Here is a 16,488-nt window from a genome sequence, read left to right as displayed (position 1 = left end):
GTTTTCCGGCTGACCGTTTCGAGCTGTACTAAACATGATTCTGTCGGGCGCCGTTCTGTCTGCTTTGTCGCTAGAGACCGGGGTGCGGAAAGAAGGGCAAGTCACTAAAAAACCCCGAGTTTCCCGCCATTCGGGGGTTGTGCGATATCGGGTAAAAAAGGAAAAAAACGGACGTGAGGCATGATATAATAGACCGGCTGCATGCGAGGGAGGAATCCATGAAGAAAAAATTACTTCTCATTATCCTTAGCATTCTTGTTTATACGGCGCTGTTCGCTGTTTCCGCTTTTCACAAAGAGCCGGAGCAGCAGGCAGGGACAATGACGGATGTCAGCCGACTCATGCCCGTGAAAATTAAGCAGACGGTCAAAGGAAAAGAGAAAGAAACATTGGTCGAAACCATTAAGGAAGCAAAGAGAAAGCATCTGAAGATCTCAATAGCAGGCGCCCAGCACTCAATGGGCGGCCAGACGTATTATGAAGACGGGATCGTTCTCGACATGACGGGCTACAACAAAATACTCGGTCTCGACCGAAAGAAAAAAATCATCAGGGTGCAGGCGGGAGCGACGTGGAATGATATTCAGCGGTATGTCAATCCGTACGGGCTCGCGGTAAAAGTCATGCAATCGCAAAACATTTTTACGATCGGCGGCTCACTGAGCGCCAACGCCCACGGCCGGGATATCCGGTACGGTTCGCTGATTGATACAGTCAAATCGTTTCATCTTTTAAAGGCGGATGGCAAAGTCATCACCGTTACTCCGAAAGATGACCTGTTTTCAGCCGTCATCGGCGGCTACGGCCTGTTCGGCGTCATCCTTGACGCGGATATTGAGCTGACGGATGATGAGCTTTATGAAATGAAAACGAAACGCATGAACGCTGATACATACAGTCAATATTTTACGCAGCATGTTCAGCGCAACCCCGCCGTGCGCATACATCTCGCGCGGATCGCAACAGGGGATAAAGGCTTTTTGCACGATATGTATGTGACTGATTACACACTCTCAGACAATCAGAAAGAATTAAAGCGGCACAATGAACTGAAAGAAGATGAGCATCCGGCGCTGACGAAATTCGCGCTCGGCCTCTCCCGCCGGTATGACTGGGGCAGAAATTGGTTCTGGTCAACTCAGCAGTCTTATTTTCTCAGCCAAAACGGCGTGAAAGTCTCCAGGAACAATGTCATGCGGTCAGAGTCGAAATTTTTGGAATATGAAAACACGGACAACACCGACGTGCTACAAGAATACTTCGTACCCGTCGGCGAATTTGCGCCGTACATTCATGACTTACGCAAGACGCTGTCACATGAAGATCTCAATCTCGTAAATATTACGATCCGCTACGTGCAAAAAAATGAAAAAGCCGATCTGTCATACGCAAAGGAAGACATGTTTTCACTCGTTCTTTTAATCAATGAAGGGTTTTCAAAAGACAGCCAGGCGAGTGCGGCGCGGATTGTCAGAAAAATGACGGATACGGCATTGCGCCACCGCGGCAGTTATTATCTCCCGTATATGCTGTATCAAACGAAAGAGCAGATGCGCGAGGCATATCCGAAAAGCGATATGTTCTTTCAGAAAAAACACAAATATGATCCGGATGACTTGTTTATGAATTATTTTTATCAGAGGTACAAATCATGAAACACAACCATTTAAAATGGCTGATCCTGTCACAGAGCAGTGTCTTTTTTGCCGGCAGCCTGATCTTTCCGTTTTATATTTTATTTATTAAAAACATCGGTTCCAGCTACACGCAATTCGGTCTCTCATACGGCTTGTTCGGCCTGAGCGGCGCATTGATTCATCCGCTGCTCGGCCGGCTGTCGGCAAGACTGGATCCCCGCTGGTTCCTTATGGCGAATTCGTGGGGAATGGCGGTGCTTCTTCTGACGCTCCCGCACATTACCGGCGTGCACCAGGTTTATGTTGTGCAGGTGCTTTTGGGCCTGTTCGGCGCGATGCAAAAACACGGCGAGAAAATCATGATCGCCGATTACACCGACGGCGGGGAGCGGGGAAAAAAAGTCGGCAGCTATCATTTCTGGACGGCCGTATTTTCAGCTGCTGCCATTATTCTCGGCGGGTTTCTCGCTGATTTCTTTACGGTTTATATTATTTTTTACGCCAGCTCCGTGCTGTTTTTTATAAGCGGGCTGATGATGCTGAAGAAAACAGGCTGATCCGATCAGCCTGTTTTTCTTATGGAACTCCCTCGATCGAGAGGGGGTTTTTTGTCAGCGAAAACAGATGGAAAATGAATGAAAAAATATTAAATATACAATTGAATTAATTTTTATTCATGTTATAATGTTAAATAATTTCACAAAAACCAAGAAGGTGAACCCGTTGAAAATAGGTATTATAGGCGCTACTGGTTATGGAGGCGCCGAACTTGTCAGGATTCTTAACCATCACCCTTATGCAGAGGATTGTATATTATATTCATCGAGCGACGAAGGGAAAGAATATGCCGCTTCATATCCGCATTTGAGGAATATAGCGTCACAATCACTTCAGCCGCTTCATATAGAAACGATCCGAAACGAAATTGATGTCATGTTCATAGCCGCGCCGCCCGGCGTCTCCGGAGAGTGGTCGCCCAAGCTGGCGGAGGCGGGCATTCCGGTCATTGATCTATCCGGCGATCTGCGGATTCAAAACCCGGCCGTGTACGAAAAGTGGTATAAGCGGAAGGCCGCTCCGAAAGGAACGATTCAAAGCGCGGTTTACGGTTTAGCTGAATTGCAAAAAGAAGAGATTCAGACTGCAAAGCTGATTGCCAATCCGGGATGTTTTCCGACGGCTGTACTGCTCGGGCTCGCCCCGCTGGCGAAGAATAAGCTTTTACAAGATTCATTTCTGATTGTTGATGCGAAAACAGGCGTATCCGGCGCCGGCCGAAAAGCATCAATGGGCACTCATTATTCTGAGCTGAATGATAATTTCAAAATTTATAAGGTTAATGAGCATCAGCATACTCCGGAAATTGAACAGCAATTAGCGGCTTGGCAGCCCGGCATAGGCCCGATCACGTTTTCCGCTCATTTGGCGGCGATGACAAGGGGCATTATGGCGACGATGTATACGGAGGCTCCCCCGGGTATGTCTGCTGCACAGGTAAGAGAATTGTATTCCGAATTCTACAAAGATTCATATTTTGTCAGAATCAGGCCGGAAGGTGAATTTCCGGCGACGAAAGAGGTATACGGCAGCAATTTTTGTGATATCAGTGTCACCGTGGATGAAAGAACAAACCGTGCCACCATCGTTTCTGTCATAGATAATCTGATGAAAGGCGCCGCAGGGCAGGCGGTTCAAAATTTAAATATCATGAATGGCTGGCAGGAAGAAACGGGACTTACGATGACGCCAGTCTATCCATAGAACGAAAGAGGGATTCGAAAAAATGATTCAGCTGAGTGAGGAAATCACGAAAATAAAAGGCGGCGTATCCTCGCCGAAAGGGTTTGAGGCAAAGGGCGTGCACTGCGGTCTGCGCTATTCAAAAAAAGATCTCGGAGCGATTATCAGCGAAGCGCCTGCAGTCAGTGCAGCGGTATATACGCAGAGCCATTTTCAGGCAGCGCCCTTGAAAGTGACACAAGCCAGCTTGAAAAAAGAGGGTGTGCTTCAGGCGGTTATTGTCAACAGCGCGATTGCCAACGCCTGTACGGGAGACCAAGGATTAAAGGACGCCTATGAAATGCGGGACGGCTTCGCGAGCCAGCTCGGCATTGAGCCGGAGCTTGTTGCGGTTTCGTCAACCGGGGTGATCGGCGAGCTTTTAGATATGAAAAAAATTCAGGCGGGTATTGAACAGCTCGGTCAAGCGCCGTCCGTGTCCGGAGCATTTGAAGAAGCCATTTTGACGACGGATACAGTGACGAAACAGACGTGTTATGAACTGGTGATCGGCGGAGACATCATCACGATCGGCGGAGCGGCGAAAGGCTCCGGCATGATCCACCCCAACATGGCGACAATGCTCGGCTTTGTCACAACGGACGCGGCCGTGGAAGAACAGGCGCTCAAAAACGCGCTCAGAGAGATTACGGATGTTTCATTTAACCAAATTACCGTTGACGGAGAAACATCGACGAATGACATGGTGCTTGTGATGGCGAACGGCTGCGCGGGGAATGATTGCCTGGCGGAGGATCACCCTGACTGGCCGGCTTTTAAAAAGGGATTAAAGCTTGTATGCGAAGACCTTGCCAAAGATATTGCCAGAGACGGTGAAGGAGCGACGAAATTAATTGAAGCCAGAGTCGAAGGCGCGAAAAATAACCTTGAGGCGAATATTATCGCCAAAAAAATCGTCGGTTCAAGCCTTGTGAAGACCGCCGTTTACGGCACAGACGCCAATTGGGGGCGCATCATCGGCGCAATCGGGCACAGTGCGGCAAGCGTAACGGCCGAACAAGTGGAAGTTTTCCTCGGCGGCCAGTGTCTGTTTAAAAACAACGAACCTCAGCCGTTTTCGGAAACTGATGCCAAGGAGTACTTATCAGGTGATGAGATTACGATTGCAGTCCGCCTGCAGGAAGGCTCCGGCAGCGGTCGGGCATGGGGCTGTGACTTAACCTATGATTATATCAAAATCAATGCGAGCTATCGCACATAACAAAGGGGAGCGGCATGAAGAAAACCATCGTTTTTAAGTGCGGCGGAAGCGTAATCCGCGAGTTATCCGCCGATTTTTTTCAAAATGTAAAAGAGCTTATGCAATCGGGCTGGAACATTGCCGTCGTGCATGGAGGCGGCCCGGACATTTCAAGAATGCTGAAAACATTGCAGATTGAAACGGAATTTGTCGATGGACAGCGGAAAACGACTAAACCGGTGCTGGAAACAGCGGAAATGGTCTTGTCAGGGACGATCAATAAATTTTTCGTAACCGAACTCGCGAAAAACGGGCTGAAAGCCGCGGGAATATCAGGAAAGGACGGCGGTCTCCTTCAAGCATCTTACCTTAATCAAGACAAATACGGAGAAGTCGGTGAAATACAAAAAACCGATCCGTCAATCATTCACGCATTAATGAAAGAAGGCATCATTCCCGTTATCGCTCCGCTTTCCATGACAAGTGATTTCGAAACGCTGAACGTCAACGCAGACGCCGCGGCATCGGCCGTTGCTTCAGCCTTACACGCCGATAAACTTTTATTTGTCACGGATGTCGAAGGAATTATGGACGGAGAGAACAGGCTGGATACTTTGACGCCGCAAGAGATTCAGGCCCTCATAGATGACGGCGTGATTTCAGGAGGGATGATTCCGAAGGTAAACTCGGCATTATCGGCACTGAGTGAAGATGTCGAGGAAGTGATGATCGTAAGCGGAAAAGGAGCGTTTTTCACCAATCAAGCCTTCCAAGGAACAAAAATCGTCAAGGAAAAGGAGAGCGTGTCATGAGCAGCCTATTTCAAACCTACAGCCGCTGGCCTATCGATATCAAAAAAGCGAAAGGGACAATCGCAGAGGATGAAAACGGAAAAACGTATCTCGATTTTATTCAGGGCATCGCCGTTTCCAATCTCGGCCATTGTCATGATGAGGTCACAGAAGCGGTGAAAGAACAGCTTGACAGCGTATGGCACGTTTCCAATCTGTTTGAAAATGATCTTCAGGAAAAAGCCGCGGCAAAGCTTGCCGAACATAGCGCGGGGGATCTCGTTTTCTTCTGCAACAGCGGGGCCGAAGCGAATGAAGGCGCCATTAAGCTTGCCCGTAAAGCAACGGGAAAGACAAAAATCGTAACATTTCATCAATCCTTTCACGGCCGGACCTATGCGGGGATGGCCGCCACCGGACAAGACAAAATCAAGACCGGTTTCGGACCGATGCTTCAAGGCTTTCACTATCTTCCGTTCAATGATCCGTCGGCATTCAGCACGCTTTCAAAAGAGGATGATATCGCCGCCGTCATGCTTGAGACGGTGCAGGGAGAAGGGGGAGTCAATCCCGCCGATCCGGAATTCATCGAAGCCTTACAGACATTTTGCAAAGACAAACAGGCGCTGCTTATCGCAGACGAGATTCAAACCGGAATCGGCCGGACGGGCAAGGCATTCGGCTATGAGCATTTCGGCATCTCTCCGGACATCATCACTGCTGCGAAAGGGCTTGGAAACGGTTTTCCCGTCGGAGCCGTGATCGGCAAAAAGAAGCTTGGCGACGCCTTTACGCCGGGTACGCATGGTACGACTTTCGGCGGCAATAAGCTTGCCATGGCAGCTGTGAAAGCAACCTTGGACATTGTGTTTCAGCCGGACTTTCTCCAGGCGGCGGCAGACAAAGGATCATTTTTAAAAGCGCAGCTGAACCGTGAACTGACAGGGCCTTTTGTAAAAGAAATCCGCGGAAAAGGGTTATTAATCGGCATTGAATGCGCAGGTCCCGTGTCCGGCATCATCGGAGATCTGCAGGAACGCGGACTTCTCGTGCTTCCGGCCGGACAGAATGTCATCAGGCTGCTCCCGCCGCTTACGGTTTCTGAAGAAGAAATGCTGTCGGCCGTCAGTATGCTGAAAGCAGCGATCGAAACGCATTCGGCAGTGAAACGGTAATTTTTTTCCGGTATAAAAGTATAAAAATTCATATTTTTAATTAATTATTCATCAAGAGGTGGGCTTTAGATGAAAGGCTATTTAGTATTGGAAGACGGAACATCATTCGGCGGTGAACTTGAAAAAGAGGCCCGCTGTGTTGGCGAAGCTGTTTTTTTCACCGGTATGACGGGCTATCAGGAAGTGCTTACAGACCCGTCATATAAGGGCCAGATCATCGTCTTTACGTATCCGCTGATCGGAAACTACGGAATTAATGAAAAAGACCTTGAAAGTAAGATTCCTCAAGTCAAGGCTGTTGCCGTCTATGAAGCGTGTGAACATTTTTCTCACCATGAAGCAGTCTCAAGCTTGAGAGAGTATTTAAATAAATGGAACATCCCGCTCTTAACCGAAGTGGACACACGGGCCGTCGTCAAAACCATCCGCTCCGGCGGCACGATGAACGCTGCCGTGTCAACAACAGGAGAGATTCCCGCAGCATCCGTAACAGAAAACCCGGCGGAGCTGGCGCAGTCTGAAGACATCACGTCAATGGGGAACGGAGACCGGCATATTGCGCTGATTGATTTCGGTTATAAAAAATCAATCGCCTCATCACTTGTAAAGCGCGGCTGTAAAGTAACGGTCATTCCGTATCAGCAGATGAACGCTGTTTACGACATTCAGCCTGACGGAATCGTGCTCTCAAATGGCCCGGGCGACCCGAAAGCGATTGCGCCGTACATGAACCGGATTACATCATTACTCAGTGATTTCCCCGCACTCGGCATTTGCCTCGGGCATCAGCTGATTGCCCTGGCTTTCGGAGGAAATACGTATAAGCTGCCGTTCGGCCACAGGGGTGCCAACCATCCCGTCATTGACCGGAAAACGAAACGGGTGTTTATGACAAGCCAGAACCACAGCTATGTCGTTGATGAAGCATCAATTGACGAAAACGAGCTGTCCATCAGATTTTACCATGTCAATGATACATCAGTGGAAGGGCTCATTCATAAGCGCCTTCCCGTATTAAGCGTCCAGTTCCACCCTGAAGCTCACCCCGGACCGGCTGAGAGCGAGTGGATATTTGATGAATTTCTAGAGAAAGTGATACCAGCAAGGAGAGAAATCGCTCATGCCTAAAGATACAACCATTTCCAGCATATTAGTCATCGGCTCCGGCCCCATCATCATCGGCCAGGCGGCTGAATTTGATTATTCAGGAACGCAGGGCTGCATGGCTCTGAAAGAAGAAGGATACCGCGTTATTCTAGTCAACAACAACCCGGCAACGATTATGACGGATGAGGCGTTTGTCGATGAAATATATTTTGAACCGCTCACAACCGACAGCATCGAGGCTATTATTGAAAAAGAAAAACCGGACGGTCTGCTTGCCAATTTGGGCGGCCAGACGGCATTGAATTTAGCCGTTAAGCTTGAAGAAGCAGGCGTGCTGAAGAAGCATCACGTCAAGCTTTTGGGAACATCGGTGGAAACCATTCAAAAAGGCGAAGACCGGGAGCAGTTCCGCGCCCTGATGAAAGAGCTCGATCAGCCCGTTCCGGAAAGCGAAATCGTCGACAACGAAGAAGACGCCCTCCGCTTCGCTGAGTCTATCGGATTTCCGGTCATTCTGAGACCGGCGTACACGCTAGGCGGAAAGGGAGGCGGAATCGCGAAAACGAAAGAATCGTTTCAGACGCTTATTAAACAGGCGCTGTTAGCAAGCCCGATCAGCCAATGCCTCGTCGAAAAAAGCATCGCCGGTTTTAAAGAAATCGAATATGAGGTCATGCGTGACAGCAATCATACATGCATCACCGTCTGCAATATGGAAAACATCGATCCCGTCGGCGTGCATACAGGAGACTCCATCGTCGTCGCACCGTCCCAGACGTTAACGGATGAAGAATATCAGATGCTGCGTTCAGCAAGCCTGGCGATTATTTCGGCGCTGGATGTGGTCGGCGGCTGCAACATTCAATTTGCGCTGGATCCGTTCAGCAAACAGTACTATGTCATTGAAGTGAACCCGCGTGTCAGCCGCTCTTCAGCTCTCGCGTCAAAAGCGACCGGCTATCCGATTGCCAAAATGGCGGCGAAACTTGCCGTCGGCTATACGCTTGATGAACTGAAAAATCCGCTGACGGGCTCTACTTATGCAAGCTTTGAACCGGCGCTTGATTATGTCATCGTCAAATTCCCGCGCTGGCCGTTTGATAAATTTAAACATGCCGACCGCACGCTCGGAACGAAGATGAAAGCGACGGGAGAGGTCATGGCGATCGAAAGAAATATGGAAGCGGCCATTCAAAAAGCGGCGGCCTCCCTTGAGCTGAAAACGATCGGCACCCGCCTGCCTGAACTCGGCGGCTGTACGATTAATCAGCTGTGGGAATTAGCGGTAACGCCGGATGACCGGAGATTTTTCGTCGTCATGGAACTGTTAAGCCGCGGTGAAACGATAGAAGACATCCATGCCAAAACGAAAATTGACCCGTTTTTTCTCCATGTGTTCCGAAATATCATCACATTGGAAAACAAGCTGATGGAAGAAGGGGATCATCTGTCTGTCCCGCTTTTAAAGCAGGCGAAGGTAAAGGGCTTCACGGATGTCATGATCGCATCTCTCACGGGAAAAACGGAAGAAGACATCCGTGCTCTCAGAAAGAAATCAGGCATCGTCCCGTCGTTTAAAATCGTAGATACATGCGCCGCTGAATTTGATGCCAAGACGAATTATTTCTACTCCACCTACCTCGGGGAAAGCGACGGAGATATCAGCCGAAAAGAGAAAAAACGCGCCCTCATCATCGGCTCAGGCCCGATCCGCATCGGTCAGGGAGTGGAATTTGATTACAGTGCCGTCCACGGCGTTCTGACCCTGCAAAAGCTGGGTTTTGAAACGATTATGATCAATAACAATCCGGAAACAGTAAGCACGGATTATGAAATCGCCGACCGGCTTTATTTTGAACCGCTGACGACAGAACATATTTTAAACGTGGCGGAATATGAAAACATTGATTTTGCCATCGTCCAGTTTGGGGGACAGACCGCGATCAATGCCGCTGAACCGCTGGAAAAAGCGGGCATTCCGCTGCTCGGAACATCCTTTGAAATCCTTGATGCGCTGGAGGATCGGGATCTGTTTTATCAGCTGCTTGATGACCTTGACCTGAAACATGCCAAAGGCGAAACCGCTTATTCAAAAGAAGAAGCAACGGAAAAAGCAAGCCGAATCGGCTACCCCGTGCTGATCCGTCCGTCTTATGTCATCGGTGGGATGGGCATGATCATCGTTGATTCAGAAGCGCAAATGTCAGAACTGCTGGAAAATGAAGCAGGCATGCCGTATCCGATTTTGATCGATCAGTACATTACAGGAAAAGAATTGGAGATCGATCTGATTTCCGACGGACATGAAGTATTCGTGCCGACTTACACAGAGCACATTGAGCGCGCCGGCGTCCATTCGGGCGACAGTTTTGCGATTCTTCCGGGTCCGTCTGTCACACCTGATATGCAGCGGAATATAAAAGAGGCCGCCGAAAAAATCGCGGTAAAACTGGCTTTTAAAGGCATCATGAACATTCAGTTTGTCATTGATGACAAAGGGGATATTCTCGTTCTTGAAGTGAACCCGCGGGCAAGCCGCACAGTTCCTGTCGTGTCTAAGGTGATGGGGGTGCCGATGATCCCGCTTGCCGCCAAATTGCTGGCCGGCGCTTCCCTTAAAGACATCAAGCCCGAGGTTCAAAATCAGCACGGAACGGCAGTGAAATTCCCGGTTTTTTCTTCGCACGCCATTCAGGATGTGGACGTAAAGCCCGGGCCGGAAATGAAGTCGACCGGAGAAGGCATGTGTGTCGCGTTTGACGCAGAAAGCGCCCTGAAAAAAATCTACGCGCACGTCTGGGAGAAAAAAGGCAGCATCTATCTGGAAGGCTGTGATGCGGAATTGGAACGTCAGGCTCAAGAGGCGGGATTTACCGTATGCAAAGATGCGTTCCCGGCATGGGCAGAGCGAAAGGATAAAGCGGTCCATATCAATTTCAATCACTCTGAAGAAGCGCGTAAACAACGGATCGAAGCCATGACGCACGGTGTGACGGTCTTTACTGAACCGGAAACCGTAAAGGCATTTTTAGCAAGCGGCTCCGGCAAACCTCAGCCTGTATCGCTCAAAGATCTTTATCAAAAGGAAGTGGCATCATGCACACAATAAAAGCGGAACACACATTAACCCATTTGTACGGCAAAGATTTTCTTTCCTTAAAAGATGTCAGCCCGTCAGACATCAATGCGCTTCTGACAGAAGCTTCATTATTAAAACAACATCCGATACAGCCGATTTTCCAAGGGAAAACATTGGCGATGATTTTTGAAAAATCTTCAACCCGCACACGCGTGTCTTTTGAAGCGGGAATGGCCCAGCTCGGGGGAACGGGACTATTTCTTTCAAGCAGCGACCTGCAGCTTGGGCGGGGGGAGACGGTCGCGGATACGGCGAAGGTGCTGTCCGGATTCGTTGATGCCATTATGATCCGCACCTTTGAACATGAAAAAGTCGAAGAGCTTGCCGAGCATGCAGACATTCCCGTCATAAACGGGCTGACAGACCGGTATCACCCATGTCAGGCACTCGCGGATCTGTTAACGATACAAGAAATAAAAGGAGAACTGAAAGGAGTAAAGGTTGCCTATATCGGTGACGGAAATAATGTGGCGCATTCACTTATGATCGGCTGCGCAAAAATGGGCTGTGACATTGCGGTTGCTTCGCCGAAAGGCTATGAAGCAGAGGAAGAGGCGGTGAATGCCGCGAAAGAAGCGGCGGCTGTTTCCGGAGCGAAAATCACCCTTACCGAAAATCCGCAGGAAGCGGTGCGGGATGCAGACGTGATTTACTCCGACGTCTTCACGAGCATGGGGCAGGAGGAAGAGACGCAGCAGCGGCTGAATGTGTTTGCCCCGTATCAAGTCAACGCCTCACTCGTCAGTCTCGCCAAACCCGACTATACATTTTTGCATTGCCTGCCCGCGCATCGGGAGGAAGAGGTCACGTCTGAGATTATCGACGGCCCGAACTCTGCGGTATTCCAGCAGGCGGAAAACCGGCTTCACGCGCAAAAAGCGCTCCTGAAAGCTCTTCTTTACAAACAGGATGAACAAAAAAACCGCTGAATCTCATTCAGCGGTTTTTGATATTTCTCCGCATACAAGCGCATACTACATAAAAAAGAAAAAGGAGGAAATGACGTGGGACAGCAGCATCAATTCCGCCCGGGACAAAAAGCGCCGAATAACGGTGTGTACGTTGAAATCGGCGAAACGGGAAGCATGGTCAAAAATCCGCAGAAAATCAAGCTCACAGTGGGAGAAATGTTCCCTGAAACTTCAAACCACAACAGATTGTGGACGTATCAACGAAAACCGTGAACACAAAAAAACCTGCTGAATAGCAGGTTTTTTTATTTAATGCTGGTTTGCATCCTGTTTGACAGGCATGATCTCCGCAAGAACAAAGACTAGCACCGCAATAACCACGGCGATAACGGAAGATTGTTTGAAGTTGTACGCCGCGCTGTTCATGGAGGCGATCAAATAACAGGCCATATGTGTTAAAAGGAACGTCCAAATAAAACCGATAACTAACCGCACGTTTCCACCTCGTCCTTCATTTTATTCTACGTTGTATCATACCATACATAAGGCGCGGGCGGAAGGTCATTTTCTCATCAAAAGCGCGCCTGAAACTGACATGTGCCCGCCTGTCCGGCCGTCTGAAGGAAAATTCGGTTCCTGTGCTTGGGATAATAGCCAAAACATAGCAGCAAATAGGAGTTTATCCGATCCGTTTTCATTCTTCTACATATGATAGCCAATAGAGAGATTAGGAGTAAAAGGAGGCGGGCAGGCATGGGGATTACGGAAAGATTTTTCCAATTCGGATCTGAGCCGAACGTCATCCATCTGCCGTATCGGCCGAACGGCTTCTGTATCTTTATTCTGGGGGACAGAACCCACTTTGTCAGCCGGGACTCAAGCTTTTGGCTCGAACATGAAGGGAGAAAGCAGCTGTTACATGTGCTGCTTGACAGAGGGTACACCATTTTTAACAGCAATTTATACGGACGGCATTGGGGTTCGGAAAAAGCCGTCCTTTACGCCAGACAGCTGATGCATTATGTGCTGAAACAAGAAACCCTCAATCCGAAAATACACTTGCTCGCAGAAGGCATGGGCGCCCTTATCGCCGATCAATTGCTGCAGTCTTCACCGGAGCATATCCGTTCAGCCGCAATGTTAGATCCTTGTCTTGATCTTCAAGCCCATTTTGAATCAGAGAAAGAAAATAAGTTTTTTTATAAGCAGTTCCTGAGGGAAACGGCACAAAGCTTCGGTGTTTCTGAAAAAGAGGCAAGCTCACTGAGCTATCAGACCATTACCGGCTGCCGCACCCGCGTGCCGGTACATATATGGCAAAGAACGACCGGAGCGCCGTACCCGTACACCCTGCATGCGAACGCGTATAAAGAAGCCCGGGAAAAGACCGGAAGCAAGACTGATATCACGTATCACCTGCTTGAGAACCCTGCGCGCATGTACAGAGCCATCTGCCGGTTTTTCCGCAGTCATGAAAAAGACCTGTAATGAATAGAATACAACAGCCATCTCTTTTCAGAGGGCTGTTTGGCTTGTGTGCGAATGAAAAACCGGAAAGGCGGCAGATGTGATGAAGACAGCGCTGATCATTGGAGCAGATGAATTTCTCGGCCTTTCATTGTGCGAACGGTTGATGGATGAGGGTGTGCATGTCGATGTCATTTTGGCAGAACCGGAGGACAAAAAGAGGCAGCTGTATTTAGAAGAACGTTTAATGTGGCTCGCGAGAAACGGGCTTTTTCAAATAATAGATGAAATCGGTGAAAAGGAATACGATCGTATCTGCGTTCAATACGGGAGCGGGTGTCTGCCTGAAGAAAGGGCTGAGCCTTTATATTGGATTGTTTACAGTGAGGATCACGGAGACTGGGAAAAAAACGGTCAGCGGGATACGGCAAAAGCGATTATCCTTCCTCCCCTTTACGGTCCGTGGACGGAAGCAAAAGAAGATGGCGAGAGCAGGATCTTTTTAGAAGACGCAGTCTGCGGGCTGATGAATCAGCTTGAGGCTGACGGCACAGAAGACGAAAATCAGATTATTACCCTGGAAATAAAAGAAAAAACGCAAAAAACGGAAGCGGAAGAAAAAATTAAAGAATGGAAAAGACAATTTTCATCAATATTCGACATTTTTTAAGAAATACCTTCCATGTTATGTGCATTACCGCTACAATAAACGTATATCAATTATATATGTTATGAGTTTGAAAAGGGGTTGAACATGGCTTGATCACCAGGCTTGTCATGATCTTTTCTCTCCTCCTTTTATTGAGCGGATGCGCACAAACTCCGTTTAAAGGAAAAATTGAGAAGGTCGGAATGCTTTTTCCCGATACCATCAGTGACTTGGTATGGGGCACAAAAGGTTACAAAGGTTTATTAGCGATACAATCTGAATTTAACGTTGACGTTTATTATAAAGAAAATATCAGATCCGATGAAGATATTTTAAAAGCGATAGATGATTTTCATAAAAAAGGAGTCAATCTTTTATACGGGCACGGAAATGAATACGAGGAAATCTTCAATATGATCAGCAAGGATTATCCCGACATGGAATTCGTCGTCGCAAACGGAACGGCGAAAAGCGACAATGTCACAAGCGTTCACCTTATGGGAGAAGCAATGGGCTTTTTCGGGGGAATGACGGCCGCCCATATGTCAAAAACCAATGAGGTCGGCGTCATCGCCTCCTTTTTGTGGCAGCCTGAAGTAGACGGCTTTATCAAAGGGGCGAAATATGAAAAGCCTGATATCACCGTCAATACTGAATTTACGGACCACTGGGATAACGGCAATGAAGCGCTGCATCTTTACGAAAAGTTAAAAGCGGAAGGCACGGATGTTGTATATCCGGCCGGAGACGGGTATAATGTTCCTGTCATTCAGCAAATCAAAAAAGACGGGCTTTACGCCATCGGCTATGTCGCCGAGCAATCGAATCTCGGCAAAAACACGGTGCTGACAAGCACGGTGCAAAACGTAGATAAAGCCTATACATTAATTGCCGAGCAATATAATAAAGGTACGCTCAAGAGCGGAGATCACAACTTTGATTTCAGGGAAGGAGTCGTTGAAATGGGGACGTTCAGCCCTCTGGTGGACAAAGCATTTCAAGACAAAATCTCAGACCTTGTAAAAACGTATAACCGAACAAATGAACTGCCGTCAAATGAATAGAGGTGGATACACATGCAGCATGAAAAGTCTCTTGAATTTATGCAGATCGCAATGAAATACCTGCCGGAAGCAAAGGCGGAGCTTGAGAAATCCGGCATAGATCTGTCTATGGAAATGATTCAGCCGTTTATGGACCTGTTTACATCGGTCATGGCGGAAGCGTATGAGCTTGGCAGATCTGATGCCGGGGAGCTGAATAAATAAAGAGAGCCACTTTTCATGAAGTGGCTTTTCACATGATTTTTTTCTTTATAGCGGACACCATCGGCGCGAAGTCTTTAAATACGGGCTTTAATTGATCCAGAGAGTTCATGATGGACCCCAGCTGATTCATCACGTGGTTGTAATCGATCTCTTCTTCGTTTTCAGCCTGAGGCTGCTCAGGGGTTTCTTCCGTTTCTTTATCCCGGTCTCTGGAATCGCCGAACATCATTTTGGAGAAAATATCCATAGTGAAGCCTCCTTTCGTCTTCCTTTTATTCTATGAGGAGCAGCGTCCGATAGTTTAGACGAATATATTGCCAACAGAAAAAAAATAGGGTAGAATTAGTACCTGATACTAATAATTGATCATAACTAATTAGTTTTAAATTCATTATAAAAAAGGAGTCTTTTCCAATGAAAGCTGGAATTCTTGGCGTCGGCCGTTACATCCCGGAAAAAGTGCTGACAAATCATGATCTTGAACAAATGGTAGATACATCGGACGAGTGGATTCGTACGAGAACAGGTATAGAAGAAAGAAGAATCGCCGCGGAAGATATGTATTCATCCGGCATGGCCGCTGAGGCTGCGCAAAAAGCGCTTGATCAGGCCGGCATTTCCGCTGAGGAGCTTGATATGATCCTCGTGGCGACGGTTACTCCTGACCAGTCTTTCCCGACCGTTTCCTGTATGATACAAGAGAAGCTCGGGGCCAAAAAAGCGTGCGCGATGGATATCAGCGCCGCGTGTGCGGGTTTTATGTACGGTATCGTAACCGCCAAACAATTCATTGAATCGCAAACATACAAACATGTCCTCGTGGTCGGCGTGGAAAAGCTCTCAAGCATTACCGACTGGGACGACCGCAATACGGCTGTGCTGTTCGGAGACGGAGCCGGAGCGGCGGTCATCGGACCGGTCAGCGACGACAGAGGCATACTGTCATTTGAGCTCGGAGCAGACGGTACAGGCGGCCAGCACTTGTACTTAGATGAAAAAGGGCATACAATCATGCATGGAAGAGAAGTATTCAAATTCGCCGTCCGGCAAATGGGTGAATCGAGTGTAAATGTCATTGAAAAAGCCGGCCTCTCCAAAGAGGACGTAGACTTTTTGATTCCGCATCAGGCAAACATCCGCATCATGGAAGCGGCACGGGAACGTTTGGAGCTTCCGGTTGAAAAGATGTCTAAAACAGTCCATAAATATGGAAACACATCCGCAGCATCCATTCCGATTTCATTAGTAGAGGAACTGGAAGCAGGCAAAATTAAAGACGGCGACGTCATCGTCATGGTCGGTTTCGGCGGAGGATTGACATGGGGCGCCATAGCAATACGCTGGGGACGATAAAAAAAAGTGAG

The 16,488-nt window shown here is 48.3% G+C and carries 17 protein-coding genes; 15 read left to right on the top strand and 2 right to left on the bottom strand.

The window, feature by feature from the left end; genetic code table 11:
• Positions 1 to 218: 218 nt before the first annotated feature.
• From ACWHAR_RS08790 to ACWHAR_RS08745, 10 genes are all read left to right on the top strand, one after another.
• Positions 219 to 1,655 (top strand): FAD-binding oxidoreductase, encoded by a 1,437-nt coding sequence (locus ACWHAR_RS08790; RefSeq protein ID WP_032874436.1) that lies wholly within the window; start codon positions 219 to 221, stop codon positions 1,653 to 1,655.
• A complete protein-coding gene (locus ACWHAR_RS08785) occupies positions 1,652 to 2,194 on the top strand; it encodes an MFS transporter (protein WP_003155082.1) in 543 nt (180 codons plus the stop codon). Before ACWHAR_RS08790 ends, ACWHAR_RS08785 begins: the two co-directional genes overlap by 4 nt.
• 166 nt (positions 2,195 to 2,360) lie before the next feature.
• Complete coding sequence (gene argC, locus ACWHAR_RS08780) at positions 2,361 to 3,398, top strand: N-acetyl-gamma-glutamyl-phosphate reductase (RefSeq protein WP_032874438.1); 1,038 nt, start codon at positions 2,361 to 2,363, stop codon at positions 3,396 to 3,398.
• Between the two features lie 22 nt (positions 3,399 to 3,420).
• A complete protein-coding gene (gene argJ, locus ACWHAR_RS08775; RefSeq protein WP_032874440.1) occupies positions 3,421 to 4,638 on the top strand; it encodes a bifunctional ornithine acetyltransferase/N-acetylglutamate synthase in 1,218 nt (405 codons plus the stop codon).
• A gap of 14 nt (positions 4,639 to 4,652) precedes the next feature.
• Positions 4,653 to 5,429, top strand: a complete 777-nt coding sequence (gene argB, locus ACWHAR_RS08770; RefSeq protein WP_032874442.1) for an acetylglutamate kinase — start codon at positions 4,653 to 4,655, stop codon at positions 5,427 to 5,429.
• Positions 5,426 to 6,583 carry an acetylornithine transaminase gene (locus ACWHAR_RS08765; RefSeq protein ID WP_032874443.1) on the top strand — a complete coding sequence of 386 codons (1,158 nt, stop codon included), beginning with the start codon at positions 5,426 to 5,428 and terminating at the stop codon, positions 6,581 to 6,583. The genes argB and ACWHAR_RS08765 overlap by 4 nt, the downstream gene beginning before the upstream one ends.
• A 69-nt stretch (positions 6,584 to 6,652) precedes the next feature.
• The gene (locus ACWHAR_RS08760; protein WP_032874444.1) at positions 6,653 to 7,711 is read left to right on the top strand and encodes a carbamoyl phosphate synthase small subunit; all 1,059 of its coding nucleotides are present in this window, start codon (positions 6,653 to 6,655) and stop codon (positions 7,709 to 7,711) included.
• The gene (locus ACWHAR_RS08755) at positions 7,704 to 10,799 is read left to right on the top strand and encodes a carbamoyl phosphate synthase large subunit (protein ID WP_032874445.1); all 3,096 of its coding nucleotides are present in this window, start codon (positions 7,704 to 7,706) and stop codon (positions 10,797 to 10,799) included. The genes ACWHAR_RS08760 and ACWHAR_RS08755 overlap by 8 nt, the downstream gene beginning before the upstream one ends.
• Positions 10,787 to 11,758, top strand: coding sequence for an ornithine carbamoyltransferase (gene argF / locus ACWHAR_RS08750; protein WP_032874446.1), 972 nt, complete (start codon positions 10,787 to 10,789; stop codon positions 11,756 to 11,758). Before ACWHAR_RS08755 ends, argF begins: the two co-directional genes overlap by 13 nt.
• Before the next feature lie 75 nt (positions 11,759 to 11,833).
• Positions 11,834 to 12,013 (top strand): YjzC family protein, encoded by a 180-nt coding sequence (locus ACWHAR_RS08745; protein ID WP_003155070.1) that lies wholly within the window; start codon positions 11,834 to 11,836, stop codon positions 12,011 to 12,013.
• 36 nt (positions 12,014 to 12,049) lie between these two features.
• Here ACWHAR_RS08745 and ACWHAR_RS08740 read toward each other — a convergent pair whose 3' ends face one another.
• On the bottom strand, positions 12,050 to 12,235 hold the full coding sequence (locus ACWHAR_RS08740; protein ID WP_032874447.1) for a YjzD family protein: 186 nt from the start codon (positions 12,233 to 12,235) through the stop codon (positions 12,050 to 12,052).
• A 258-nt stretch (positions 12,236 to 12,493) separates the two neighbouring features.
• Between ACWHAR_RS08740 and ACWHAR_RS08735 the strand changes: the two genes are divergently transcribed.
• The 4 genes from ACWHAR_RS08735 (at position 12,494) to ACWHAR_RS08720 (ending at position 15,124) form a co-directional block, all read left to right on the top strand.
• Positions 12,494 to 13,228, top strand: a complete 735-nt coding sequence (locus ACWHAR_RS08735) for a lipase family protein (RefSeq protein WP_032874448.1) — start codon at positions 12,494 to 12,496, stop codon at positions 13,226 to 13,228.
• A gap of 82 nt (positions 13,229 to 13,310) precedes the next feature.
• Positions 13,311 to 13,877, top strand: a complete 567-nt coding sequence (locus ACWHAR_RS08730) for a hypothetical protein (protein WP_032874449.1) — start codon at positions 13,311 to 13,313, stop codon at positions 13,875 to 13,877.
• Positions 13,878 to 13,966: 89 nt separating this feature from the next.
• On the top strand, positions 13,967 to 14,920 hold the full coding sequence (locus tag ACWHAR_RS08725; protein ID WP_007610578.1) for a BMP family ABC transporter substrate-binding protein: 954 nt from the start codon (positions 13,967 to 13,969) through the stop codon (positions 14,918 to 14,920).
• Between the two features lie 12 nt (positions 14,921 to 14,932).
• Positions 14,933 to 15,124 carry a ComZ family protein gene (locus ACWHAR_RS08720; protein WP_003155061.1) on the top strand — a complete coding sequence of 64 codons (192 nt, stop codon included), beginning with the start codon at positions 14,933 to 14,935 and terminating at the stop codon, positions 15,122 to 15,124.
• Between the two features lie 28 nt (positions 15,125 to 15,152).
• Here the strand turns inward: ACWHAR_RS08720 and ACWHAR_RS08715 are convergent, their stop codons facing one another.
• A complete protein-coding gene (locus tag ACWHAR_RS08715) occupies positions 15,153 to 15,371 on the bottom strand; it encodes a hypothetical protein (protein WP_032874450.1) in 219 nt (72 codons plus the stop codon).
• A gap of 167 nt (positions 15,372 to 15,538) precedes the next feature.
• On the opposite strand from ACWHAR_RS08715, the gene ACWHAR_RS08710 reads away from it, so the two are divergent.
• Positions 15,539 to 16,477 carry a beta-ketoacyl-ACP synthase III gene (locus tag ACWHAR_RS08710; RefSeq protein WP_007409122.1) on the top strand — a complete coding sequence of 313 codons (939 nt, stop codon included), beginning with the start codon at positions 15,539 to 15,541 and terminating at the stop codon, positions 16,475 to 16,477.
• Positions 16,478 to 16,488: the final 11 nt, after the last annotated feature.

This window comes from Bacillus sp. LR--39, from assembly GCF_053613335.1.
Note: the sequence above shows the minus strand (reverse complement) of the source record. Positions and strands in the feature narration are given on the sequence as shown.

Coding starts and splice junctions, on each gene's coding strand:
- ACWHAR_RS08790 (WP_032874436.1), top strand. CDS start 219: ATGAAGAAAAAATTACTTCTCATTATCCTTAGCATTCTTGTTTATACG.
- ACWHAR_RS08785 (WP_003155082.1), top strand. CDS start 1,652: ATGAAACACAACCATTTAAAATGGCTGATCCTGTCACAGAGCAGTGTC.
- argJ (WP_032874440.1), top strand. CDS start 3,421: ATGATTCAGCTGAGTGAGGAAATCACGAAAATAAAAGGCGGCGTATCC.
- argB (WP_032874442.1), top strand. CDS start 4,653: ATGAAGAAAACCATCGTTTTTAAGTGCGGCGGAAGCGTAATCCGCGAG.
- ACWHAR_RS08765 (WP_032874443.1), top strand. CDS start 5,426: ATGAGCAGCCTATTTCAAACCTACAGCCGCTGGCCTATCGATATCAAA.
- ACWHAR_RS08760 (WP_032874444.1), top strand. CDS start 6,653: ATGAAAGGCTATTTAGTATTGGAAGACGGAACATCATTCGGCGGTGAA.
- ACWHAR_RS08755 (WP_032874445.1), top strand. CDS start 7,704: ATGCCTAAAGATACAACCATTTCCAGCATATTAGTCATCGGCTCCGGC.
- argF (WP_032874446.1), top strand. CDS start 10,787: ATGCACACAATAAAAGCGGAACACACATTAACCCATTTGTACGGCAAA.
- ACWHAR_RS08735 (WP_032874448.1), top strand. CDS start 12,494: ATGGGGATTACGGAAAGATTTTTCCAATTCGGATCTGAGCCGAACGTC.
- ACWHAR_RS08730 (WP_032874449.1), top strand. CDS start 13,311: ATGAAGACAGCGCTGATCATTGGAGCAGATGAATTTCTCGGCCTTTCA.
- ACWHAR_RS08720 (WP_003155061.1), top strand. CDS start 14,933: ATGCAGCATGAAAAGTCTCTTGAATTTATGCAGATCGCAATGAAATAC.
- ACWHAR_RS08715 (WP_032874450.1), bottom strand. CDS start 15,371: ATGGATATTTTCTCCAAAATGATGTTCGGCGATTCCAGAGACCGGGAT.
- ACWHAR_RS08710 (WP_007409122.1), top strand. CDS start 15,539: ATGAAAGCTGGAATTCTTGGCGTCGGCCGTTACATCCCGGAAAAAGTG.